18 protein-coding genes and 1 tRNA gene are annotated in these 21,478 nt (G+C 70.2%); 7 read left to right on the forward strand and 12 right to left on the reverse strand.

Annotated features, from left to right (window positions below):
- Positions 1-205: 205 nt before the first annotated feature.
- The 5 genes from ACZ4YL_RS00625 to ACZ4YL_RS00645 all read right to left on the reverse strand — a co-directional run bounded on the left by ACZ4YL_RS00625 (position 206) and on the right by ACZ4YL_RS00645 (position 7,290).
- The gene (locus ACZ4YL_RS00625; RefSeq protein ID WP_468113057.1) at positions 206-3,544 is read right to left on the reverse strand and encodes a NaeI family type II restriction endonuclease; all 3,339 of its coding nucleotides are present in this window, start codon (positions 3,542-3,544) and stop codon (positions 206-208) included.
- Positions 3,534-4,565, reverse strand: coding sequence for an AAA family ATPase (locus ACZ4YL_RS00630; RefSeq protein ID WP_468113058.1), 1,032 nt, complete (start codon positions 4,563-4,565; stop codon positions 3,534-3,536). The genes ACZ4YL_RS00625 and ACZ4YL_RS00630 overlap by 11 nt, the downstream gene beginning before the upstream one ends.
- Positions 4,566-4,594: 29 nt before the next feature.
- Positions 4,595-6,337, reverse strand: coding sequence for a VMAP-C domain-containing protein (locus ACZ4YL_RS00635; protein WP_468113059.1), 1,743 nt, complete (start codon positions 6,335-6,337; stop codon positions 4,595-4,597).
- The gene (locus ACZ4YL_RS00640; protein WP_267840088.1) at positions 6,337-6,678 is read right to left on the reverse strand and encodes a CU044_2847 family protein; all 342 of its coding nucleotides are present in this window, start codon (positions 6,676-6,678) and stop codon (positions 6,337-6,339) included. The genes ACZ4YL_RS00635 and ACZ4YL_RS00640 overlap by 1 nt, the downstream gene beginning before the upstream one ends.
- Positions 6,679-6,771: 93 nt before the next feature.
- Positions 6,772-7,290: a hypothetical protein gene (locus tag ACZ4YL_RS00645; RefSeq protein WP_468113060.1), complete on the reverse strand. Its 519-nt coding sequence runs from the start codon at positions 7,288-7,290 to the stop codon at positions 6,772-6,774.
- A gap of 406 nt (positions 7,291-7,696) precedes the next feature.
- Between ACZ4YL_RS00645 and ACZ4YL_RS00650 the strand changes: the two genes are divergently transcribed.
- From ACZ4YL_RS00650 to ACZ4YL_RS00665, 4 genes are all read left to right on the forward strand, one after another.
- Positions 7,697-9,274, forward strand: a complete 1,578-nt coding sequence (locus ACZ4YL_RS00650) for a hypothetical protein (protein WP_468113061.1) — start codon at positions 7,697-7,699, stop codon at positions 9,272-9,274.
- Complete coding sequence (locus tag ACZ4YL_RS00655; RefSeq protein WP_468113062.1) at positions 9,274-10,059, forward strand: hypothetical protein; 786 nt, start codon at positions 9,274-9,276, stop codon at positions 10,057-10,059. Before ACZ4YL_RS00650 ends, ACZ4YL_RS00655 begins: the two co-directional genes overlap by 1 nt.
- Positions 10,056-12,101, forward strand: coding sequence for an Hsp70 family protein (locus ACZ4YL_RS00660; protein ID WP_468113063.1), 2,046 nt, complete (start codon positions 10,056-10,058; stop codon positions 12,099-12,101). Before ACZ4YL_RS00655 ends, ACZ4YL_RS00660 begins: the two co-directional genes overlap by 4 nt.
- Positions 12,102-12,560: 459 nt before the next feature.
- Positions 12,561-13,961 carry a site-specific integrase gene (locus tag ACZ4YL_RS00665; RefSeq protein ID WP_468113064.1) on the forward strand — a complete coding sequence of 467 codons (1,401 nt, stop codon included), beginning with the start codon at positions 12,561-12,563 and terminating at the stop codon, positions 13,959-13,961.
- A gap of 28 nt (positions 13,962-13,989) precedes the next feature.
- On the opposite strand, the gene ACZ4YL_RS00670 is transcribed toward ACZ4YL_RS00665, so the two are convergent.
- Positions 13,990-14,066: transfer RNA gene (locus ACZ4YL_RS00670), tRNA-Pro, on the reverse strand.
- Positions 14,067-14,175: 109 nt separating this feature from the next.
- On the opposite strand from ACZ4YL_RS00670, the gene ACZ4YL_RS00675 reads away from it, so the two are divergent.
- Positions 14,176-14,649, forward strand: a complete 474-nt coding sequence (locus tag ACZ4YL_RS00675; RefSeq protein WP_468113065.1) for a DUF309 domain-containing protein — start codon at positions 14,176-14,178, stop codon at positions 14,647-14,649.
- Between the two features lie 216 nt (positions 14,650-14,865).
- Here ACZ4YL_RS00675 and ACZ4YL_RS00680 read toward each other — a convergent pair whose 3' ends face one another.
- The 4 genes from ACZ4YL_RS00680 to ACZ4YL_RS00695 are packed head-to-tail and all read right to left on the reverse strand — an operon-like array spanning position 14,866 to position 18,137.
- Positions 14,866-15,258, reverse strand: coding sequence for a VOC family protein (locus ACZ4YL_RS00680; protein WP_314246601.1), 393 nt, complete (start codon positions 15,256-15,258; stop codon positions 14,866-14,868).
- 4 nt (positions 15,259-15,262) lie between these two features.
- Positions 15,263-15,895 (reverse strand): LutC/YkgG family protein, encoded by a 633-nt coding sequence (locus tag ACZ4YL_RS00685; RefSeq protein ID WP_468113066.1) that lies wholly within the window; start codon positions 15,893-15,895, stop codon positions 15,263-15,265.
- Positions 15,892-17,364, reverse strand: coding sequence for a lactate utilization protein B (locus ACZ4YL_RS00690; RefSeq protein ID WP_468113459.1), 1,473 nt, complete (start codon positions 17,362-17,364; stop codon positions 15,892-15,894). The genes ACZ4YL_RS00685 and ACZ4YL_RS00690 overlap by 4 nt, the downstream gene beginning before the upstream one ends.
- A 17-nt stretch (positions 17,365-17,381) precedes the next feature.
- Complete coding sequence (locus tag ACZ4YL_RS00695) at positions 17,382-18,137, reverse strand: (Fe-S)-binding protein (protein ID WP_468113067.1); 756 nt, start codon at positions 18,135-18,137, stop codon at positions 17,382-17,384.
- An 18-nt stretch (positions 18,138-18,155) separates the two neighbouring features.
- Between ACZ4YL_RS00695 and cobF the strand changes: the two genes are divergently transcribed.
- Positions 18,156-18,908, forward strand: a complete 753-nt coding sequence (gene cobF / locus ACZ4YL_RS00700; protein WP_468113068.1) for a precorrin-6A synthase (deacetylating) — start codon at positions 18,156-18,158, stop codon at positions 18,906-18,908.
- Here the strand turns inward: cobF and ACZ4YL_RS00705 are convergent.
- Both ACZ4YL_RS00705 and ACZ4YL_RS00710 read right to left on the reverse strand, forming a co-directional pair.
- Positions 18,895-20,055: an aminotransferase class V-fold PLP-dependent enzyme gene (locus ACZ4YL_RS00705; protein ID WP_468113069.1), complete on the reverse strand. Its 1,161-nt coding sequence runs from the start codon at positions 20,053-20,055 to the stop codon at positions 18,895-18,897. The genes cobF and ACZ4YL_RS00705 overlap by 14 nt on opposite strands.
- Positions 20,052-20,999 (reverse strand): LysR family transcriptional regulator, encoded by a 948-nt coding sequence (locus ACZ4YL_RS00710; RefSeq protein ID WP_468113070.1) that lies wholly within the window; start codon positions 20,997-20,999, stop codon positions 20,052-20,054. The genes ACZ4YL_RS00705 and ACZ4YL_RS00710 overlap by 4 nt, the downstream gene beginning before the upstream one ends.
- Before the next feature lie 124 nt (positions 21,000-21,123).
- On the opposite strand from ACZ4YL_RS00710, the gene ACZ4YL_RS00715 reads away from it, so the two are divergent.
- Positions 21,124-21,465, forward strand: a complete 342-nt coding sequence (locus ACZ4YL_RS00715; RefSeq protein ID WP_468113460.1) for a YybH family protein — start codon at positions 21,124-21,126, stop codon at positions 21,463-21,465.
- The last annotated feature ends 13 nt before the right edge of the window (positions 21,466-21,478 follow it).

Consider the following 21,478-nt stretch of genomic DNA (forward strand, 5'->3'; position numbering starts at 1 on the left):
TCCGCGAAGCCCTCCACCGGCTCCACTCCCCCCGCCCCGCCCGCGTTCAGCACCGTGGCGAACCAGCCCCGAACCGGGCGTGCGACCACACTGCGAGCCGCCCTCTAATTCAATGAGAGAAAGGCCTCCGACCTGCGTGAAGCAAATTCGGGACGACAGGATTTGAACCTGCGACCCTTGCCCCCCATAGGCATTGGCTGCCGTACTATGCGCCGCCACTTGCAGATGTGGAGGGGAGTATCGGCGCGGTGACCACATCGTCTCCCGGGGAGGCCAGAGACCACAGGCCGCCGTCCATCGCCGCGGCGGGCTTGCCGCTGCCCGGTACCGCCGGTACGACCCGGGCGCTGACGAACTCGCCCTTCTGCGGGACGGGGAGGCCGAGCTGTCGGGCGATGTCCTGGTGTGCTCGGTAGTCGCCCATGATGATGACCCCCTCGCTCCGGAGTACGGAGCGGGAGCCGCCGTTGCCCCGGACGCGCTTCATGTAGTCCTTCTGCCGGACCACACTGCGGACCGTGTTTCGTCCGATCCGACGCTGCTGGACGCGCCGGAAGAGTTCATTGAGCCGGTCCTGGCCGGAAGTCTTCCCGAGGACCGCCTCACGGTCGGCGTCGGACATGTGCAGCAGGATGTTCTCCGGGAGCTCCGCCTGGTGCCAGAGCCAGAAGATCTTGTCTCGGTGTTCCGCCTTGATCGTGAACTTCAGGTCCCGGTTGCTGGCTGCGTTGCGCCACTCCTCCCTGATGCGCACCAAGCCGGCGCTCCAGCGGCCCTGGTGATCGTCGGCCCAGACCAGCAGGCAGAGGTGCCCTGTCGCCTCGGGCGGGAACATCCAGCCGCCGAACTGCTGCGAGTACTTGCAGTCCACGTCCACACCGGCGATCCGGTAGTCCATTGCCGTACCGTCCGGAAACTCGAACTCACGCTGAATGGAGATCTCCACCTGAGTTCCGAAGTACGTCTTCTCCGTCTTGAAGAGGGTCTTCCAGTCGTAGCGACCGGTCCGAGGACCGTCGAGGACGGCGTCGATGGCGTCCCGCAGGAGGCGCCCCATTCGGATGCCATGAGGGTCCATGGCCAGGACGGCATCAGCGACCGCGGTGAGCTGCGCGTCGCCCGCACCCATGCCCATGAGCCGGTCCAGCACGTCGTCCGCCCGGGGCGGCCGGTACTTGGGATCGGCGGCGAGGAGTTCGCCGACGAGCGCATCGAACTCGGGAGAGAATCCTGAACGAAATCTCGGGTGGGGGTGCGGGGGTCCGTGCATCCACGCGTTGCGCAGGACGCGGGCCCCCAGGGCGGGCGGGGCACCTGTGGCCATCGCGTAGAGCAGGCAGCCGAGCGAGTAGAGATCGCTGCGGTGGTCGGCTCCCGGGCCGAACAACTGCTCGGGCGACCCGCAAGGGGACGAGGGGGCGTCCAGATCACGGACGGTTCGCTGGAATCCGCCATGCCCGTTGCTCACCAAGCCGTGGACACCCAGTCCGGGATCGGTGACGAGTACCCGCCCGTCGGGGCGTACCACCAGCGCGGCCGGGCTGAGATCCAAGTGAAGCAGGCCGTTCAGGTGCAGCTCTTTGAGCGTCCCGGCGATCTGCCCCCCGATCGCCGTGATCGCCTCCAGGGTCATGTTGCCGGGGGCGGACCGCAGCAGCTGCCCGAAGTCCTCCCCCTCGACCGGATCCGTCACGAGGAATGGACGATCGTCATGGAAACCGAAGTCGCCGATCCGTACCAGCCCCCGGATGCCGAGTGCGGCCAGCCGCTCCGCGTCAGCGAGGAACCGCTGCCGACCGGCCTGGCTCGCCATCCGTACGCGGAAGAGCTTGAGGACCACGTCCTTGTCGAGTTGATTGTCCGTGGCCCGCCAGATGTCGAAGGCCGCTCGGGAGTGCTGCCGTTGGACCAGTCGGTAGCGCCTGCCCACGGTTGCGCCCGGCCCGTCAGCAGGTGTGTCCGGGCCGCGGCCCAGCCTTTGCACGGTCTCCTCGGTCACCACTGCCAGGGGCTCCCCGTGCGGGCGGCCTCGGCCTCGTGCCCCTCCGGCGTCCTCGGCCGACACGGCGACGGGCAGCTCCCCCGGCCGGGAACCCGCATGGTGCCGGATGACGGTGTCTATGCGTGCGGCCGTCGAGCGGGGCAGCGTGCGGAGCAACACCTCACGCACCCCTGGACGGAACGTGTACCGGCCCGATGCGGAATGCGTCCCGTGGTCCGTCGTGACGAGGCCGCTGAGGATCACCTCGGCCAAGTGCTGCGGCTCCGGCCTCGCTTCAGTGGCAGCCTGGACCAGCCGCATCATGGGGAGGCCCGGCTCCTCCCCCACCGCCAGATGCGCGGCGAGCCGCAGGGCCTGCGGCGAGGCGTGGGCATGGAAGTTGAGGACCTGTTCCTCCGGTGAAAGGTCCTGGGGACTACTCGCTCCAAGGTCGAGCGGGACCGCCGAAGAGGCGGTCGGCAGCGTGGCGACAACCCCCGGCACCGTAGTACCCGGTGGCCCCGCCACGAGCCGCGCCCAGTGCGCGAACCATCGAGCGGAGGGTTCCAGCAGTGGTAGCGGCAGCGACGCCCCGGCGGGCCGCCCCTCCCCGGGCCCGTCGTACGGCGCGAACCGCAGGCCGGAGTTGGGAGCGGCCAGACCGCGGGCCGTCAGCAGACCAGCAGAGCCGGGGAGGGCGGTACGCCGCCAGAGCCGTTCCGGGAGGGGCTGGACGACCGCCACGGGCATCGTGCGCGACCAGCGTCCAAGCGTCCGGTACCAGTCCGCGGCCGCCTCGCTCCCGGCGTACCAGGCGGGACCGCTGCAGTCGCTGAGGATGAGGGCCACGGCACGGCCGTCGCGTGGAGGCAGAACGGCCGGCCGTCCTCCGGGGGACTGGCGCAGCCGCCCGTGCCGAGTCAGTTCCAAGAGCTGGACCCCCCGGAACGCACCCGTCTGACCGATGACACGGCGCAGCTCCTGGAGCAGCGGGCGCCAGATGGGCATCGTCGGCCCCGCGTCGTACACGAGGTAGAGGGTGAGCCACCGCTCGGGCCTCGCCCTCAGTACGGGCAACCAGGTACCGGGCCATGCTCCCTGGCGGGCGATCCCGTATGCGGTGTTCCTCTCGTCTAGATCCGTCTCCAGACGTGACGGCACCCGGCGGCGCAGGGGGCGAAGGGCCCGCTGGAGCGGGAGCGGGTGCGCCAGCATGGGCGGCAGCGGGGCCAGCAGCGACGCGTACGGGCCATCGTCCGACGGCTCGGTGTCGGACCGGTGCGACAGCGGGAGGCCCGGACGGCCCGGCTCCTGCGGCGGCTCCTGACCATCTCCGGGAACCGCGGACTCCGGGGCTTCACCACGTGCGGAGGCGGATCCTTCGCGCACAGGCTCCTCTGAGCCCACCTGCGCGACGTGTTCGGGCGTGCCCCTGTGGCGCGCCAGCCAGATCAGTTCGGCGAGCTCCGTCGGGGTCGCGCCGTGCCCTCCCGCCCGGTCGAGGACCTCGAGGAGACGCCTCAGTTCGGACGGGGACGACGGCTGAGCCGGATCAGAAGTCATGGAACTCCGTTGCCGGGCCGAGATGGGCCATGAGGCTGGCGGCCAACGCCTCGCGGGACCGGGCGTCCAGACCGGGCACCCTCGAGACGTAGATGACGTTGAGCAGCTGGTCGGTGGCCAGCTCACCCGTACTGCTGCGCTCCAGGAACGTCGCGATCATCCGCTTCATCTCTTCGTCCGGCTCACCGAGATGCGCCCGCACGATCGCTTCCAGGTGGTCCGGCTCGGGCCTGCGCAGGTGCAGGCGCACACATCGGCGCAGGAATGCGGGCGGGAACTCCCTCTCGCCGTTGCTGGTCAGCACGATGAAGGGGAACGCGCGGCAGCGGACGCTCCCGCGGTCAACGGTGACGCGGTCCTCGCTGCCGGAGACCATCAGCCGCGCCGTGGGCGTGTGCCGGGCGGCACGGACCAGCTCCGGGATCTCGTACTGCCCCTCCTCCAGAACGTTGAGCAGGTCGTTCGGCAGGTCGAGGTCGCTCTTGTCGATCTCGTCGATGAGCAACACGCGGGGCCGCTCGTAGGGCAGCAGGGCGGTCCCGAGGGGACCGAGCCGCAGATGGTCCTCGATGCCGTCGCCAGCGGGGTCCCCATCGCCCGGCTCCTTCGACCGCTCGCGCCACGCGCCCTTGCTCGCGGCATGGAGCCGGGCCATCGGGTCGTATTGGTACAGGCCGTCCTGGAGGGTGCTACGGCTGGTGATGTTCCAGCGCAGTACCGGGCCCAGTTTCAACTCCCTGGCGACGGCATAGGGCAGGGAGGACTTGCCGCTGCCGGGCGGGCCGGTGATCAGCAGCGGCCTGCGCAGGACCAGCGCCGCGTTGACCAGTTCGATGCTCTCCTGGGTGGCCTGGTAGGTGCTGGCCCGGTGCTTCCGGTCGGGGGACGCGGAGTCGTCCCCCTGCAGCGGCAGAGTCACTGTCGGCCCACCGTCGAAGGCCCGCCAGGGAGGGGGGAGGGGAAGACTGGACACGCCGTCGTGCGGCTCTTCCGCAGCGGTGTACACGGGCCAGGTGGACATGGGAGTTCTCCAGATCGCTCGACTGTCGCTCAACTGACCGGGGATTGTGAATAGACGTTCGCTTCCGGGAACCATCGCGGATCCTCCCAGACGAGGGCCAGGCCGGCGGCCCAGTGCGGTTCGGGCTCCTCGGCCTCGTACGCCTCTCTTCGCAACTCACGAACGTATCCTGGGAGATCCGCTGGGGACAGCGATGTCAGGCGCTCCTGCAGGGCGTCGAGGAAGCGAGCACCGACGCAGGAGCGTTCCGCCGTGGCATCCCCGCCGTGCCGGCCGGAACAGATCGACCGCTGCCAGACCATGACGGGCACCGCCGCGTTCAGACCCGCCAGCAGCAGCCCGCGCGCCTGATCGGTTTCGGGGGGCGCCCCGTATCCCACGGCGGTCGCCTGCTTGCTGAGCCGGACGGTGAGCCTAGTGGGGTCCTGGGCACTGCCGCACTCGACCCGGTGCCAGGCAGTGCCGGAACTTCGCTCGAGCGTCTGCCAGGCCTTGTCGAGCATGAACTGGAGCCTGGACTGACGGCGCCGGCCGAGATCCATCACCACGACGGGATGGGAGCATCCCAGCGGGGTCGGGTCCTCTGCACTCGTGTGCCATTCGTCGACGGGCTCGCCCAGCCAGTCTCTGGGCAACGCGAAGGCGATGAGCTCATCCCCGCTGCGATCGATCTGCCGGAAGGCATGGTCGAGGCGCTCACTCACGTATTCCCGCACTCGCCCCTTGGCAAGAGTGTTGCTGGCCACGAGCTGCGAGCGCCCGCCCCGAATCGCATAGACCGAGACGAGGTACGCGTCGTGGTCGGCGCCGCTGCGTTCGATCTCGACGAGGATCGGAGACCACTTGGCCCCGCCGTCGCCCGGCACCGGGCGGTTCCCCGGCCCCTGAGGCGCCGTCCCCGACCGGTGGTCTCCCGCCCACTGGTACAGCGCGCTCCTGACGGCCGGGTCCTGGGTCCGGTCGGCAAGGTACGCGGCGAAGTCCGCCCAGGGCGCGGTGCCCGGGGCAGGGGTGACTTCTGTCAGCAGGAACCAGGCCACGTCCCATAAGGACAGGAAGCCGGCGCCGACGGGCGGAAGCGGGGCCAGTGGTCCCATGACGCTCCGGTAAACGGCCTCCGGGGCGCGATCGTCGGCGCATCCCTGAACGAGGTCCCGCAGTCGGGCCACCGCCTCGGGACTGTGATCGCGTACGGGCACCAGCCCTGCCGCACCCGGCCAGTGCCGGACGAGCACCCGGGAGGGAAGCATCCTTCCGCCCCCTCCCCTCTCATGCTTGGCGGTGACCATGCCCACCACCTCGCCGGTATCCTCCCGCAGGACCGCCGCGCCGCTGAACCCCTCCTCCAGCGGCTGACCGTGGTCCGTCCAGGACTCCAGCTGGACCCACTCCCCTGCGATCAGCTGGTCACTGGCGCTCCGGAACTCGCCGAGGATCCCCTCGTCGTAGTCTTGGGGAAAGCCGTACGCAGTCAGCTTGGCCAGCGGATGCGCGTACGGCGCGTCAACGACGGCGAACCTGGCCGGCGTTACGTTCACCGGCCGCTCAAGCTCCAAGACTGCGACATCGCCCCGGACCTCCCCGTGCCAGTCGCCTCCGACGATCACAGATGCTGTGAACGAGCCGAGATCCGGGTACTGGGCGAACGTGACCTCGGCGCGTTCCGCACCCGCCACCACGTGTGCGCAGGTCATCACATGCCGATCGGTCACCAGAAATCCGGAGCCGACGCTCCCCGCCCCGACCCGTACCTGCCAGGACTCTGATCCCATCAGCCGACCGGGGTTGCCCCATCGGCGCCCGGCGCCCAGCTGAGCTTCACCACGAGGTTCCCCTCCATGGACGTCTTCGCGATGACCGCGCCGGCCTCGGCAGAGAACTTCACGCCGAACTCGATCTCGACGGTGTCAGGCTTGAGCTGCCCGTCGCGGAAGATGCGCAGCGCCGACTCAGCCGCTGTGTGGATGCTCTCCAACGCGGTGTTGAAGGTCTGCACCGCCTGCCGCGGCACACCGTCTCCACGGGACACGGGCCGGGCACCGCGACTCTCTTGAGTGACGGCAACCACCACCGATGCGCCACTGTCCGTCTTGAACTCGACCAATTCGTCCACATGTCCCCCGCACCTAGCCCCGAAACGGCAACATCATTCTAAGACCCTCACCACCGGGCGCCGCCCCGGTCACCGGCCCACCAGGCAAAGGGCCTAGCGGCCGACGGTGCTCCAGTCGGCGGGGGCCGGCGGCACCGAGCGGCCTGCGGCGTGCTCGCGGAGGCGGCGGGTCAGTTCCGGCAGGTCATACGCCGGGAAGCTCACCTGGAGCAGCTGCAGACGGAACTGCGATGGCAGCTCCTCCTGGAACATCGCCACGTCCATCAGCTTGACCGTCACGTCCCACGCGTCCGGAGCCGCCCAGTGCGTCATCCGGACGTAGAACTCGTCCCGCAGGCTGGCGTTCGCCACGGCCGAGAGGAAGGCGAGACCGTTGTCGACCGGGAAGTCGATGAGCATCCAGCCACGCCTGGACTCCACCCACTCCGCCATGTGCGGCAACTTCTCCGGCCAGTCCGCGTTGCTCTCGCCCACGTCCTGACAGCAGGTGAAGGTGTCAAACCCGCACTCCCACATCGCCTGGATCGTGGGCGCGAGCTGCTCATCGATCTGTGCGTGCCTGTCGCCCACCCGGACGAGAACGGTCGGATGGGTGCCTTCGTAAGACGTCATCGGGCGAGCATAAGAGCGGAGTACGACAAGCCTGCCGTAGCCCCCCAGAGGCTGTACGCGATCGGCTTCCCATCGGGATGGGCAGCCGGGCCAAAAACCCTTCGGTGATCACCTTTTGGAACGGCTGTGTCCGGGCCCTCCAACCTGGCATACGATCCGAATCGAAACACCTGTGACGTGGGGCTGGTTGCAGGTCGTACTCGCCGAGGGGACACATCAGATGTCGCTGGACTCTGTTGACGAGGCCAGTACCGAGGAGCTTCGCCAGGTTGAGCGGGAGAAGCGCCAACAGCGTCGGCTCGCCCGGGAGAGAGGCGAGATACCTGCTCTCCGCGCTCGTCGGAGAGCAGTTGATACCAGCGATGTCGGCGTGACAGGTGCTACACCGGATGCCCCACCTGCGCCGTTGGTGCTGCCCACGCGCCTCGTCACGATCCTGGATCGTATCGCCGGAGAGGCCGGGGTCGCGGACATGTTCCACGACATGCTCATGGAAGCCAGCGGCCTGCGCGATCCGATGGAGTACGTCGGCAACGCCGTACGGGAAAGCGTCTCCGCCGCATTCCCGGCCCTCGTCGCCCTCGCCCATCTTGTCGATCTCACGACGGCGGGTTTGCCTGTGTTCAGCGACGGCGAATCGCTTCGGGCCGAAGCCATTCTCACCGGCCGCCTTCCCGCTCCCCCGGTGGATCCGTCCGAGGCAGACTCATGGCAGCTGCTCCTGGAGGCCCACGAAGCCGATACGCGTGCCGTCCTCTCGAAGGAGGCGTGGAACCGCGTCGTGCGCACGCTGCCACTGGCCGTCGTAGACGACCTCATCGACTCCGGGAGGCTCGATGCACGGGCCCACCCGGCCAGCTGGCCGGACCGCGACGACCGCGCCCGCTACGTAACAGCCCGCGTGTCACCGGGCGCACTCGACGCCTCCGACGTCGAGGCCCTGGCATGGACGAGTGAGCTGCGACGGCGCGCCGTGGTGGAGGGGGCCGAGGTCCTTCCAGTCGATGGGCGGCACGACGAGTGGAGTCTGCGGGCGGCACTGATCGCTGGTGACATCAATGCGCTCGACGATGTCGGGCCGCTCGGCGACACGCAATTCCCACCGGATCTCTCCCGGCTGGTCCGCTCGCTTCGGGCCGTACTCCGCGGGGCTGCCGTGGGACCAGAGCTAGGACATGAACCGGGACTGTTCTTCCTGCTGGAAGACTGTCTCCCACACGATCGTTTGGTGTCCGGCTCGTCCAAGTTCCACTACTGGGCGGGCACGCGGCGCCTGTACCGGCTGCTCGACGAGGCGCATTGGTCCATGGCAGCTCAACCCGACATTGCGCCGGACGTCCTCCGCAGCGTAGTCGAGCAGGCGAGTGCTCTTCGCAACGAGAAAGAGGGAGCAACAGCCAGTAAAGCGGACCGGGAAGCGCGCGTGGTGTTGGCGTATGTCCACTTCCTGACCGCTCGCCCGGGAGACCGGGACAGACTGGACCGGGGGGTCGGACTCCTGGAGGAAGTACTCATGCGCGGTACTCGGCGTCGTGGAGGCGTGGACCCCCAGGTCCGCCGACGCATGATCCTGCTCAGCGAACTGCTGCAGGCTCTGCGTCAGAAGTCGAGACCCCACGACGTCCTCAACCCGTATCTGGCTCTTTCCGTCGAGCATGGTTCGTCCGAGTGGCGCCACGGCTGGCGAATCCTGCGCGGCCAAGTCCCAGTCGAGCAGCTGGAGTACGTCAACAGCGCCAAGGACCGAATCCAGCGACGCGAGGTGGCCGGGCGCCTGGGCGCGGAAGCTGAGACTCTGTACGAGCTTCCCCTCGACGAGCGATTCCTGTGGATCCCGCGCGTCTACTCACCCGTACTACACCCACAGATGCGCCCCATGGAACGCCGCACGGACCCAAGCACATCCGAAGAACAGAACTGGACCGCGTCCGAGGCGGCCCGGGACATCATCAGCCGCAGCAGAAAGCCGAGGAAGAACCACTGATGGGCAGCAAAAAGAAGCAACCCCTCAACGACATCCCCGACTTCCAGGGACTACGCACTCGTCCGAGGCCCGGTGTCGCCCAAGACCAGCCAAAGGCACAGGGACAACAAACCCGGTCACCGGGCCGACGATCCGTACCCGACACCAGGGCGGACACCGCCACGCGGCAGACCCACAGGAACTGGGAGCGTGATGTTGCAGAGGAACACGACGGACGCACGCCCGTGGTGGGCGACGCACTCGCCGACCCCAGCGTGCTCTTCGAGAAGCTGACCGTGAAGTTGGCCTCTCAAGTGGACAAAGCAGCCTCCAAGGCAGGACTCAAAGCATCACAGGAGCTGTCCCGCAAGCTCACCGAAGAGCTCGACGACGCCATCCGCGTGGCCATGTCCACCGCCGACAAGGTGGGCACACTGGTGCGTCAGGCTGTCCAGGCAGCGGTGGACGACACCCTACGGACCGCCGTGCTCGACGCTACTCGCGTCCGCGACGAGCAGCTCGCGCAACTCGCGCTGATCGATCGCACTGTATGGGGCACCGACGACATCGCAGCTGTACGCCTGCGCGTCGAAGCCGAAATGAAGCGAGCAGGACTCACTCGGCTGACAACGCCAGCCAATCTGACGCCTTTCGACGTCGTGGACTCGGATGAACACAACGACGCGGCCAGTTACGAGGTTGTCTCGCCGGCTTACATCGAGACCACGACCGGCCGCGTCGTCCAGCGGGGCGCAGTACGGCAACTGCCTGCAGACGGGACTGTCGAGTCGAAGGGCAAAGGATGACGTTCGGGATCGACTTCGGCACCAGCAACTCGGTCGTCGCACGCTGGACTGGGCACGGCACTGAGGTGATCCGGGTGGACAGCGGGGGCCTACCCGCCGAGTGGAACCGTCCCGGCTTCGACGAGTTGTTCCCTTCGGTGGTCTCCATTCGCGACGTACAGCGAACGCTGTGCTTCGGATGGGACGCGAAGTGCAGCACGGCAACACCGCAGGACGCGGTCAAGCGCATGCTCGCTTCCAGGCCGAGGGCCTCGTCCGCCGAAGACGAGAGCGTGCATTTCTCCGTACCGGAAGAGCACAACGTCTGGTTGGGCAACGAGCCCTATCGGAGTACAACGGTAGCGGCTTCCTTGTTCGACCAAATGCGTGCCGGTGTCCGCCGTAACCTTCGGGAGATGGACGAGGCCGTCGTCACTGTCCCCGCCAACGCGACCGGCGCGGCCCGCTACCGAACGCGGGCCGCGGCACGCCTGGCCGGCATCAAGGTGAAGGCTCTCATCAACGAGCCCACCGCGGCTGCCATCAGCTACGCGCACGAATACCCCGGCGAAGGATGCTTCCTCGTCTTCGACTGGGGCGGCGGCACCATCGACATCACGGTTCTCGAGCACTACGACGGCATCTTCGACGAGATCGCCTCACGAGGGATCACGGCCCTCGGCGGACTCGAATTCGACGAGGCGCTGGTGAAGCTCGTGCTGCCTAAGCTCGGTACGAGGCCTGAGCACCTCACGCGCGCCGAAGCCCTTCGCTGGCGTCGTCATGTGGAGCTCACCAAAATCGCGCTTTCCCAGCCAGACACCACAGAGGTCCTCTTCGAGCCGCCAGGCGGCGGCCGCGCCGTGATCATCCACCGCGAGGAGTTCGAGCAGGCCGTCGAACCTCTTGTACGGCGAGCTCTGGTACCGCTAGAGGAGTGTCTCAACGACGTCGGGCTCTCCCCCAGCGCGCTTGACGCAGTGCTGATGATCGGTGGAACCTCACAGATCCCGATGGTCCGCCGCGAGGTCGAAGGGGCACTGGTCCGGGATGTCGTCAACGCGCGTCTTTGCAACCCCATGACGGCAGTCGCCCGCGGAGCCGCGATCACAGCCGCCGAGATCGACGGCCTGGTCCCGGGGACCACCATCTCGGTGGCTGCCAGCCATGATCTGGGGCTTGCCTTCCAAGCCGGCGGCCGTCGCGGATTCGCCACGTTGATCCCGCGCTACTCCACCTTGCCCGCACGCGGCAGCCGCAGTGCAATGCCCGCCGTTCGCGGTGCCTCAAGAGTCGTCCTTGAAATCGTCGAGGGCGACAGCGCCCGCGCCGCCGATGACGAGCGCACGTTCCCGCTCGCCCGGCTCGAGCTGCCCGTACCCCAGCCCTCAGCCGATCCCTCAGCCAATCTCTTCGACGTCGACTACCGGTACGACCGCGACGGAATCCTCAAGGTCCGAGCCGTTCTGCGGCACGGGGGCCGCGAGATCCTCAACGCGGAACTCGACTGCTTCGGACCCGACGGAACGCCCATCGAGCAGGGCCTCGACCGTGAGTTGGAAAGGCTGCTCCGACGGATCAGCGAGCCAGCTCCCGACAGCAACGCGAGGAAGACCGGGAGGTCCCTGGTGGACGCCGAACCACAGGTGGAAGATCCCAGGCCGGCTGCTGCGACTCTCGTCGTCGACGGCAGAGGAGTCATGACGGCAGGGCGCACCCCGGCATCACGGCGACCGCCAAGCTATAGGCTGCTCACCTCCGCACTCGCAGCGATCGGACAACGCTTCCCGGGCCGGCGCATTGTCACGGTCATCGGCACGGATGTGTCCGAAGCGGTCGAGCACCACGAACGGGACCTACTCGACCAGGCCATCGCCCAAGGGAACGTAATCGCCGTTACCTCGACGTCCTCGCATGCCGTACTCAACGTCGCGGGGCAACTCAACGCACCGGTCGTATCGATGGAGAACCTAACGCGGTTCCGCACGCCCTACCCCTGGCTCGCAGAGAAGGGGCGCTTCATCCAAATCGCCTGGGTGGACAGGCTCTGGCTGTTCCCCTGACCGTCTGGCAGGGCTGGCGCGGCACCGCCGAGTGCGTTGGCCACCATGGGCTGCAATCGCGGTCAGGCGCTCACCAGATCGGCCCGACCCATGCCCTGCCCGGGTCATCCCCACTGATGATCAGGCTGGCGACCCTTTCACGTGAACGGATGCCACGGCCGCAGCCCCTCCAAACCAAGCCTGGCCAGCGCCTCCTCCGCGAGAGGCATTGGCCGTGACCGCGATGCCGGCTTCGCCGACCTCACCCTTCCCTCAGCCGAAGGCCACGAACCGCATCCGCTTATTAACGGAGCGCTACCTCGAGTGGCTACCACCACCGAGCAGCAAGCGCGCTCCAGCCCTTGGCGCAAAGACAAGGGGAAAGCGCAGGTCACAGAAGGCGCCTGGGTCGTGGTGGTCGCAGGTGGTCGCACGAGACTGGAGGTGTCGGCCTTCTTCCGCCTCCTGGAGGCGATCCCCATGCGTACCACCGGCGACCGCGGCCGCATCTACCGGAGGTGTGGCTGCCGCGACACATTGCGTCACCAGCTCGGCACCCGCTGCCCGCACCTGTTCACCGACGGTGACCACGGAACGTGGACGTTCGCGGTCGACGTCCCGGCACCGCGCCGCCGTCGGACGACGGTTCGCCGTGGCGGATTCGTCAGTCACGACGCGGCCGAAGGGGCGCTGCGGAGGTTCCTGGAGGGCGAGGCGGGCGGGTTCAACGCCGACCCGAACCAGAGCGTCGACGACTACCTGACCGCCTGGCTCGCCGCCAAGGCACTCGTGCTCAAGCCGACCACCATGGCGCGTTACCGGGACTACGTCCACAACGACCTCGCGCCCGCCTTCGGCAGCCTCAAGCTGGACGAGCTCGGGCACCGTCACATCGCGGCCTTCGTCACCGGCGAGCTCGCCGCAGGCCGCGGCAAGACCACCCTCTACCGCTGCCTGGCCACCCTCTCCAGCGCTCTCGGTGACGCGGTCCGCCAGCATCGCCTCGCCCACAACCCCGCCAGTCCCCCAGCCCTTCACCGCCCGCCGTCGCCCGAGCGACGGATCTGGACCGCGGACGAGGCTGTCCGCTTCCTCCAGCACAGCCACCAGGCAGACCCGGACATGGCCGACATGTTCGAGTTCCTCATCGGCACCGGCATGCGCAAAGGAGAGGCCCTCGGTCTGCACTGGGACGACGTCCACCTGGCCGAGCGTGTCCTCTATGTACGGTGCACGCTCTCCGCGATCGACAACAACCACCTTGTCATCACCACGCCCAAGACCCGTACCAGTCGGAACTGGGTCGCCGTCTCACCCCGCGTCGCCACCGCACTCAAGCACCGGGCCCGGTCAAGGGCCCGCCGCCACAGCGATCCCTGCGATCCATTCACCGGACTCGTCTTCTGCAGACCCGACGGCCGACCCCTGCGACCCCACACCGTCCTCGACCGGCTCAGGCAACTCTCCAAAGAGGCCGGTGTACCGCGGGTGACCGTTCACGACCTGCGGCACCTGGCCGCCACCATCACCATCACCGCCGGCGTCCCCCTCACCGTCGTCTCCAAGACCCTGCGGCACTCCACCCTCTCGACCACCGCCAACATCTACAGCCACCTCACCCAACAAGCCGCCCGCGAAGCCGTCGACACCATCGACCACACCCTCACCCGGGCCCAGAAACGAAACGACCGACGGGCCTGGCTGGAACGGCTGCGACCACCACGCGACCACATCCAGCACCTCCGCGAAGCCCTCAACCAGCTCCGCTCCCCCGCCTCGACCGGCTTCCACCCCACCGCCGACCAACCCCGAAGCGGGCGTGCGACCACACTGCGACCACCAGGACTCCGGGCACGGAAAAGGCCGTCCTCCCATGTGTGAGAGAACGGCCTCCGACCTGCGTAAACGCTGGTCGGGACGACAGGATTTGAACCTGCGACCCCTTGACCCCCAGTCAAGTGCGCTACCAAGCTGCGCCACGTCCCGTTGTGCCTGCGACCTGGGGTTTCCCCCTGCCCGGCGGCACATGCAGAACATTACCCCACGCCGAGGGGTGTGCATGCACGGGTAATCGGCGAGGGGGGAGGATGGGGTGGTGAACGCACGGGATCGGGACGTCGACGGGCGGGCGCGCAGTGCGCGGCCGAGGGATGGGCTGGGGCGGCCGCTCGCCTATGGGGTGGCCGGGGTGGAGCGGCAGCCCGAGGGGGTGGTGCGCTCCCCCGAGGGGACCGTGCGGGAGGCGCAGCGGCTGCTGGACGCCGGGATGCCGTTCCACGCGCACGAGGTGTTCGAGGATGCCTGGAAGTCCGGGCCCGAGGCCGCGGCCCCGCTCTGGCGGGGGCTCGCGCAGCTCGCCGTCGGGTTGACGCACGCCGCGCGCGGCAACGCGGTGGGCGGGGCGCGGCTGCTGCGGCGCGGGGCCGCCGGGATCGAGGGGCTGGACGGGGGCCCGTACGGGGTCGACGTGCCGAGCCTGGTCCGGTGGGCCGGGGAGCTGGCCGGCCGGGTGGCGGACGGCGGCCCGGCCGTCGATGCCGCGCGCGAGGCGCCGAGGCTGGGAATCTAGTGCTGTGGCCGGAAAGGTTTGCCGGGTTGCGGCGTCCGGTGCATGGGGTCTCCCCAGGCCCGCAGGGCCTAGGGGAAGCATCGCAAGACGGAGGGCCGCGGCTCGTACTGGACGTACGTGCGCGGTCCGACAACCTGGGGGTCCCCCCGGACGGAGTCTGGGGGATGAGGTGCCGTGCCGGGCGTCGCAACCCGGTGAACCTTGCCGGTCACAGCACTAGGCGGCGGGCTGGAGGAGGTCCCAGCGGTTGCCGTACAGGTCTTCGAAGACGGCGACGGAGCCGTACGGCTCGTGGCGCGGCTCCTCCAGGAAGCGGACGCCCTCGGCGGTCATCCGGGCGTGGTCGCGGGTGAAGTCGTCGGTGTACAGGAAGTGGCCGACGCGGCCGCCGGTCTGGTCGCCGACGCGGGAGCGCTGGGCCTCGTCCTTGGCGCGGGCCAGGAGGAGCGCGGATTCGGTGGCGCCGGGCGGGCGGACCACGACCCAGCGGGAGCCGTCCGGGCGGGCGGTGTCCTCGGCGAGGTCGAAGCCGAGGGCGCGGGTGTAGAAGTCGATGGCCTCGTCGTAGTCGTGGACGAGGAGGGCCGTGAGGGCGATGTGCGAGGGCATGCCCTCATTGTGTGCCTACGAGGACCACTTCCAGGGTGCGGGGGCCGTGGACGCCCTCCACCCGGTCGAGTTCGATGTCGCTGGTGGCGGAGGGGCCGGAGATCCAGGTCAGGGGGCGGTTCGGGTCGAGGAGCGGCAGGGCCTGCGGTACGGAGTCCACCACCTGGTCCGGGACGCGGACCACGCAGATGTGGTGGTCCGGGACCAGGGTGATGCGCCGCCGGCCCTGGTCGGGGCCGCCGTCGAGGACGATCGTGCCGGTCTCGGCGACGGCCAGCGCGCAGCCGGTGACCACGCTGTCGACCCGGTCCAGTTCGTACGGGGTGGAGGCCGCCCGGTCGGGTACCCGGGTGGGGCCCCCGGCCGGGAGCCAGTGCGGGGGCAGGCCGGGCGGGACGAGCACCGACCGGGCGCCCCGCGCGTCGAGGAGCCGTGCCAGCAGCGCGGGCAGCGCCTCCTCGTCCGTGCGGTGGACCACGGCCCGGTACTCGGCGAGGTGGGCGGCGAGCAGGTCCACCCGCTCCGCCGGGGTCCGGGCGCCGTGGACGGGGAGGTAGTCGCGGGGGATCTCCACCGCGGGCGCGTCGTCGCGCAGTGCCCGGCGGATCCGGCCCAGGATGCGGTCCTTGCTGCTCATTGCGGGGCGCTCCGTTCGCGGGCCCACCAGTCGCGGAAGGACTGCGCCGCCACGGTGGGCAGTTCGCGGCTGTCGGTCCAGGCCCGCCCGGCTCCGGGGAGCCGGCGGGGGGCCAGCCGCCGGGCCCTGGCCAGCAGGCGCTCCCCCGCGCGCAGGGCCCCCGGGTGGTCCAGGAGCAGCCGGGCGGCGCGCATGGCGGCCCGTTCGGCGGTGTGGCCGTCGGCGGGGCGGAGGGTGACGCGGACGCCGTCGCGGGTCACCGGGCCCCCCTGGGCGACCCGTTCGCGGAGGTGGACGAGGACCTCGGGGATGTCGATGGCGACCGGGCAGACCTCGTAGCAGGCTCCGCACAGGGTGGACGCGTAGGGCAGCGAGGCGTCGATCGCGCTGCCGGTGCCGCGGAGTTGGGGGCTGAGGATCGCGCCGATGGGGCCCGGGTAGACGGAGCCGTAGGCGTGGCCGCCGGCGCGCTCGTAGACCGGGCAGACGTTGAGGCAGGCGGAGCAGCGGATGCAGCGCAGGGCCTGGCGGCCGGTCTCGTCGGCGAGGGTGTCGGTGCGGCCGTTGTCGAGGAGGACGAGGTGGAAGGCGGCGGGCCCGTCGCCGTCCGCCCCTTTTGAAGGGCCCAGCCCGGTCCACATCGTCGTGTACGGGTTCATCCGCTCGGCGGTCGAGGAGCGCGGCAGCGTCTGGAGGAAGATCTCCAGGTCGCGGAAGGTCGGGACGACCTTCTCGATGCCGACGACGGAGATGAGGGTCTCGGGCAGGGTCAGGCACATCCGGCCGTTGCCCTCGGACTCCAGGACGACCATCGTGCCGGTCTCGGCGACCATGAAGTTGGCCCCGGACACGGCGACCTTGGCGCGCAGGAACTTCTCGCGCAGGTGCAGGCGGGCCGCCTCGGCGAGTTCCCGCGGGTCGTCGCCGAGGGGTTCGGGCGCCGGCCGGCCCCAGCCGCCCATCTCGGCGCGGAAGATGTCGCGGATCTCGGCCCGGTTGCGGTGGATGGCCGGGACCAGGATGTGGGAGGGGCGGTCGTGGCCGAGCTGCACGATGAGTTCGGCGAGGTCGGTCTCGTACGCGGCGATCCCGGCGGCCTCCAGGGCCTCGTTGAGCCCGATCTCCTGGGTGGCCATGGACTTGACCTTGACGACCTCGCGCTCGCCGGTCGCCCGGACCAGTTCCGTGACGATCCGGTTGGCCTCGTCCGCGTCGGCGGCCCAGTGGACGGTGCCGCCGGCGGCCGTGACCGCTTCCTCCAACTGCAGCAGGTAGCGGTCGAGATGGCGGAGGGTGTGGTCCTTGACGGCCTTGCCCGCGGCGCGCAGCCGGTCCCAGTCGGCGAGTTCGGCGACGGCCCGCGCGCGTTTGTCGCGGATGGTGTGCGTGGCGTGCCGGAGGTTGGCGCGCAGCACCCCGTCCCGTACGGCCTCGCGGGCGGCAGCGGGGAAGGCGGGAAAGGCGGGCATGCCCAGGTGGGTACGGGTCACGACAGCGGTTCCTCCTCGGTCGCGGCCAGGATCTCGGCGAGGTGCAGGGTCCGCAGCGGGCTGTCCGCGCGGCGCAGCAGGCCGTCCAGGTGGGCGAGGCAGGAGTTGTCGGCGCCGCACAGCACCCGGGCGCCGGTGCCGGCCGCTGCCGTGATCTTGTCGGTGCCCATGGCGGTCGAGACGTCCGGGTTCTTGACGGCGAAGGTGCCGCCGAAGCCGCAGCACTCCTCGGCGCCCGGCAGCTCGACCAGGTCCAGGCCCTTGACCGCGGCCAGCAGCCGCCGCGGCCGGTCCCCCAGCCCGAGGCCGCGCAGGCCGTGACAGGAGGGGTGGTAGGTGACGGTGTGCGGGAAGTACGCGCCGACGTCGGTCACCCCGAGCACGTCGACCAGGAACTCGGTCAGCTCGTACACCCGCGGCGCGAGCGCGGCGGCCGCCTCGGCGAGCTCGCTGCCGCGCCCCTCGGCCTCCGCCTTCCGGCCGATGCGCGGGTAGTGCTCGCGGAGCATCGCGGCGCAGGATCCGGAGGGCGTGACCACGTACGCGTGTCCCGCGAAGGCCCGCGCGGTCCGCCGCATCAGCGGTTCGGTCTCGTACCGGTAGCCGGTGTTGTACTGCGGCTGCCCGCAGCAGCTCTGGGCCGCCGGGAAGTCCACGCCGACCCCTAGCCGCTCCAGGAGGCGTACGACGGCGATGCCGGTCCGCGGGTAGAACGCGTCATTGACGCAGGTGACGAACAGGGCGGCTCGCATGATGGGCACAATAGCCCGGTGAAGAAGTTCTCAGTGATCGGCATAGGCGCGGGCGACCCGGACCATCTGACCCTCCAGGCGGTCAGGGCGATCGGCGCGGCGGACGCATTCCTCATCCTGGAGAAGGGCGAGGAGAAGGCGGATCTGACCGGGCTGCGGCGCGCGATGCTCGACGCGCACGCCCGCCCCGGCCACCGGCTGGTGGAGGGCCGCGACCCGGACCGGGACCGGACGCCCGCCGACTACACCCCGACGGTGGACGGCTGGCGCAGCGCGCGGGCCGGGCTCTTCGAGCGCTTCATCGCGGAGGATCTGGCGGACGGCGAGACCGGGGCGTTCCTGGTCTGGGGCGATCCCTCCCTCTACGACTCCACGCTCGCGATCCTCGACGAGGTGCTGGAGCGCGGCCGGGTGACGTTCGAGCACGAGGTCGTGCCCGGCATCAGCAGCATCTCGGCGCTGCTGGCACGGCACCGGACCAACCTGAACCGGGTCGGGCGCCCGGTCCAGATCACCACGGGCCGCAGGCTGGCCGAGGGCTGGCCGGACGACGTGGACGACGTGGTGGTGATGCTGGACGCGCGGCACGCCTTCACCGCCCACCTGGACCAGGACCTCTTCATCTACTGGGGGGCCTACGTGGGCACCCCGGACGAGATCCTGATCTCGGGCAAGCTCGCGGAGGTCGCCGGGCGGATCGAGGAGCTGCGCACCGAGGCCCGCGCCCGCAAGGGGTGGATCATGGACACGTACCTGCTCAGGCGCGGCTGAGGCAGGACGGGAGGACGGCGGCGAGGCGTTCGTACTCCTCGGGCCGGTTGTAGATCTGGCCGCAGACGCGGATGCCGCCGCCGCCCGGCCAGGGCCAGATCAGCACCCGGATGCCCTGTTCGGCCGCGATCCGCTCGCGCAGCGCGCGGGCCCGGTCCGGGGTGTCGGCGACCCCGGCCGGCAGGCGCAGGGTGCGCATGGCGAGGGCCTCGCCGTGCGGGAGCGGGGTGAGCCCGGGGAGCTCGGCGAGCAAGGCCGCTCCGTGGGCGGCCAGTGCGCTGTTGTGGGCCCGGACCTTGGCCGCGTCGAGGCGTTCGAGCAGGTCCAGCCCCTCGGGGGCGGCGAGCCAGCCGGTGTAGTCGGCGGTGGCGCGGTTCTCGACGGACCGCGGGAATCCGTGCTGGTCCTCCCAGGACGGTACGAGGGCCCTGATCCGGTGGCGGTGCTGCGGGGCGACGGCCAGGACCGCGCTGCCGGAGGGTGCGTAGCCCCATTTGTGCAGATTGCCGAACCAGAAGTCGGCGCCGCCCGCGAGGGGGTCGGGGAGCATGCCCAGGGCGTGGGCGCCGTCGACGACGGTGGTGACCCCGCGTTCGCGCAGGTCCGCGAGGAGCTGGGGCGAGGCGATGATGCGGGCGGTGGGCGAGCTGATGTGGTCGAGTACGGCCACCTTCGTACGGGGTGTCAGCGCGGCCAGCACGCTCTCGCGTACGGCGTCCTCGTCGGGCAGGTGGGGGTCCAGGGCCACGGTGGTGACCGGGGCGCGGCGGGCGGCGGCCGCGACGACGGTGCCGTAGCCGTGGTCGGTGACCAGGATCTCGTCGCCGTCGGCGAGCGGGACGGCGTCCAGGGCGAGGTTGGCGCCCTCGGTGGCGTTGGCGATGAAGGCGATCCCGTCGGGGTCGGCGCCGAGGTGGGCGGCGATCCGGGTGCGGGCCTCGGCGAGGCGGTCCGGGACGGCTATGAAGAAGGCGTCGGGGTCGGCGTGGACCTCGGCGCGGAGCGCGGCCTGGGCCTCCTGGACGGGGACGGGCACCGCGCCGAAGGAGCCGTGGTTCAGGTGGGCGACGCGGGGGTCGAGGCGGAACAGGGCGGGTCCGCCCGGGAACTCGTGGGCGGACCCGGCGGGACGTATCGGCTCGGTCACTGCTCCTCCGGGGATGCGGCGCGGCTGTCCTGCGGATCATCTCCCGCGGCCGTCGGCTCCGGTAGACCGCCGCCGAAGGCCCGGCGCCCGTACGCGAGCAGCTCGCGCACGGCGGGGCCGTGCGCGGGGCGCCAGACCAGGCAGAGCAGGGCGGGGATGCCGACGTCGTCGAGGACGCGGGCGCTGAGCCGGTCGCGGTAGCTCTCGGCCATGGACTCGCTGAGGACGGCGACGCCCAGGCCGCGGGCGGCGAGGTCGGCCATGGCGTCCGCGGCCCCGGCCTGCAGGGCGATCACGGGCCGCACCCGCTGTGCGGCGCAGGCCTGGTCGAACACCGTGCGCAGGCCGGTGCCGGCGGGCATGCAGATGACCGGGTGGCGGGCGAGGTCGCGCAGGGTGACCCGGCGCTGGTGGGCCAGCGGGTGATCGGGCGGGACCGCGACGACGAGCCGCTCGCTGACGAGCGTGAGGGCTTCCAGTCCGGCCGGTGCGGCGGTCGCCGTCCCGATGAGGGCCACGTCGACCGTGCCGGCGCGAACCCCCTGGACGAGCCGGTCGGAGTTGTCCTCCAGCAGGGCGATCTCCACGCCGGGGTGGGCGCGGTGGAAGGCGGCGAGGGCGTCGAAGAGCGGGGTGACGGTGCAGCCGACGACCATGCCGACCGTGATCCGGCCCCGGATCACGCCGGCCACGTCCCCCACCGCCTGGCCGACCGCCTCGGCGGCGGCGAGCGCGGCCCGGGCGGGTGCGAGCGCGGCCGCTCCGGCCGCGGTGAGGGTGGCGGTGCGGGCCGAGCGGTCGAACAGCTCGGCGCCGAGCTCCCGTTCCAGTTGGCGGATCTGGGCGCTGATCCCGGACTGGCTGATGTGCACCCGCTCGGCCGCCCGGGTGAAGTTCTGTTCCTCGGCGACGGCGACGAAGTAGGCGAGCTGCCTCAGTTCCATGACTGGAGATTCTAGTTGCCAGAAGATCCATCTGTTGGACTTCTGGTAGTGGGGAGATCAGGCTGGAGGTACGAAGCGCGGCGGACGCGCACACCCCAGGGAGGAAGTCGTGTACGAGAAGGCGATGCGGCCCGAGGACATCACCCGCCTGTTCGTCGAGCGTTCCAACGCCGGGGACGCGGCGGGGGTCGCCGCGCTCTACGAGGAGGACGCGGTGATGGCGTACCCGCCCGGGGAGCGGACGGTGGGCCGCGAGGCGATCCGGGCGCTGTGGGAGAAGGTGCTGGCCCACCGCCCGGTCTTCGAACCGGAGGCCCCGCTGCCGACGCTGGTCAGCGGTGACATCGCGCTCACCTCGACCCCGCCGAAGGACGGCTCGGGGGCTCGCGCGCAGGTCGTCCGGCGCCAGGGCGACGGCAGCTGGCTGCGCCTGCTCGACCAGCCGGAATTCACCCCTCCGGCCTGACCGGCATGACGCC

The organism is Streptomyces sp. NPDC030021 (genome assembly GCF_055574035.1).

What these genes read in the sequence shown, in the direction of transcription:
- ACZ4YL_RS00715 (WP_468113460.1), top strand. Translation starts at nt 21,124, where the DNA reads ATGCGGCCCGAGGACATCACCCGCCTGTTCGTCGAGCGTTCCAACGCC.
- ACZ4YL_RS00685 (WP_468113066.1), bottom strand. Translation starts at nt 15,895, where the DNA reads ATGAGCAGCAAGGACCGCATCCTGGGCCGGATCCGCCGGGCACTGCGC.
- ACZ4YL_RS00665 (WP_468113064.1), top strand. Translation starts at nt 12,561, where the DNA reads ATGCGTACCACCGGCGACCGCGGCCGCATCTACCGGAGGTGTGGCTGC.
- ACZ4YL_RS00655 (WP_468113062.1), top strand. Translation starts at nt 9,274, where the DNA reads ATGGGCAGCAAAAAGAAGCAACCCCTCAACGACATCCCCGACTTCCAG.
- ACZ4YL_RS00710 (WP_468113070.1), bottom strand. Translation starts at nt 20,999, where the DNA reads ATGGAACTGAGGCAGCTCGCCTACTTCGTCGCCGTCGCCGAGGAACAG.
- ACZ4YL_RS00680 (WP_314246601.1), bottom strand. Translation starts at nt 15,258, where the DNA reads ATGCCCTCGCACATCGCCCTCACGGCCCTCCTCGTCCACGACTACGAC.
- ACZ4YL_RS00645 (WP_468113060.1), bottom strand. Translation starts at nt 7,290, where the DNA reads ATGACGTCTTACGAAGGCACCCATCCGACCGTTCTCGTCCGGGTGGGC.
- ACZ4YL_RS00695 (WP_468113067.1), bottom strand. Translation starts at nt 18,137, where the DNA reads ATGCGAGCCGCCCTGTTCGTCACCTGCGTCAATGACGCGTTCTACCCG.
- ACZ4YL_RS00660 (WP_468113063.1), top strand. Translation starts at nt 10,056, where the DNA reads ATGACGTTCGGGATCGACTTCGGCACCAGCAACTCGGTCGTCGCACGC.
- ACZ4YL_RS00630 (WP_468113058.1), bottom strand. Translation starts at nt 4,565, where the DNA reads ATGTCCACCTGGCCCGTGTACACCGCTGCGGAAGAGCCGCACGACGGC.
- ACZ4YL_RS00690 (WP_468113459.1), bottom strand. Translation starts at nt 17,364, where the DNA reads ATGCCCGCCTTTCCCGCCTTCCCCGCTGCCGCCCGCGAGGCCGTACGG.
- ACZ4YL_RS00625 (WP_468113057.1), bottom strand. Translation starts at nt 3,544, where the DNA reads ATGACTTCTGATCCGGCTCAGCCGTCGTCCCCGTCCGAACTGAGGCGT.
- ACZ4YL_RS00635 (WP_468113059.1), bottom strand. Translation starts at nt 6,337, where the DNA reads ATGGGATCAGAGTCCTGGCAGGTACGGGTCGGGGCGGGGAGCGTCGGC.